The sequence below is a fragment of the Streptomyces malaysiensis subsp. samsunensis genome, assembly GCF_024519315.1.
Taxonomy (GTDB): domain Bacteria; phylum Actinomycetota; class Actinomycetes; order Streptomycetales; family Streptomycetaceae; genus Streptomyces; species Streptomyces malaysiensis.
On sequence record NZ_JANIIC010000294.1, the window covers coordinates 1 to 284 of the forward strand.

At 66.9% G+C, this 284-nt stretch carries 1 protein-coding gene; it reads right to left on the minus strand.

Going from position 1 to position 284, the window contains the following annotated elements; translation table 11 throughout:
- Positions 1–284, minus strand: a 284-nt coding sequence (locus tag NQU54_RS48960; RefSeq protein WP_257636712.1) for an acyltransferase domain-containing protein, incomplete at both ends; no start/stop codon positions are given.

The window sequence follows — 284 nt, forward strand, 5'->3', positions numbered from 1 at the left end:
TGTACTCCCACGGAGTCGAGCAGTCGTGCCAGGGCGATGTGCAGGGCGAACAGTCCGGCCTGGGCGTAGGTGGTGTGGTCCAACAGCCAGGCATGCTCCGGGTCGGTGTCGAAGACCACCTGCCGTAGTGGGTGTTCCAGGTGGGGGTCGAGGAGGGCGCAGACTTCGTCGAAGGCTTCGGCGAAGATGGGGAAGCGGTCGTAGAGTTCGGTGCCCATGCCGGGGCGCTGGCTGCCCTGTCCGCTGAAGAGGAAGACCGTCTCGCCCGTGGTGTCGGCGGCCTC